Here is a 665-nt window from a genome sequence, read left to right as displayed (position 1 = left end):
GTCACAAGCTTGGATGGTCATCTCCTCAATCAGGCGAATGACGAGGCGTATCGCAAAAATGGAATTTTGAGTCGGGCTCTTACGCCTGCCCTTGCACGAACCGCACCAGACCAACGCAGACGCGTGCTGATCTCCATCGCGTCATCGTCTTCCGGATCATAATGGGAAATTCCCTTGTCGAGGTCGTTATAAGTAACATCCCCGTCAATGCCGAGAATGAAATTGTCGCCTACATCAAGGTTATAGCCTGCATAGATCCCACCCAGAAAACCATCAGGCTTCATTTTGAGAGTATCTTCATCATTGCTGAATTTCGAGCGCCCCCAGCCATAGCCGACCTGTCCACCAATATAAGGGCCAGCCCATGTAAATACAGGAGCGGATACAACAGGTACAGGCTCTTCAGCGATGACCGCGTCAGCGGCATTTGCGCCAACAATACCAGCGGCTATCATGCATGATGCCAAGAAAGAAGTTTTCAATTTCATGCTATTCCCTCCACCAATTTACTGTCTAAATTATACATCAATCAAATACAAAAATCTGTAACCTTTACGCAACACGATGGTTGCTTTACGAAAGCTAGAGCATTTCACTTTTTGATGGAACCATATCCAGCACTGGCGAAGTAGTTTAAGCATTCGCCAGGTTGGATTGTCTGAATG

The 665-nt window shown here is 46.9% G+C and carries 1 protein-coding gene; it reads right to left on the bottom strand.

Annotation, left to right across the window (positions count from 1 at the left end; all coding sequences use genetic code 11):
* Positions 1-29 precede the first annotated feature (29 nt).
* Positions 30-488, bottom strand: coding sequence for a porin family protein (locus tag ACFO1V_RS09375; RefSeq protein ID WP_380075081.1), 459 nt, complete (start codon positions 486-488; stop codon positions 30-32).
* Between the last annotated feature and the right edge of the window lie 177 nt (positions 489-665).

It is taken from the genome of Daeguia caeni, assembly GCF_042653845.1.
In the GTDB taxonomy this organism is placed as follows: Bacteria; Pseudomonadota; Alphaproteobacteria; order Rhizobiales; family Rhizobiaceae; genus Brucella; species Brucella caeni.
Note: the sequence above shows the minus strand (reverse complement) of the source record. Positions and strands in the feature narration are given on the sequence as shown.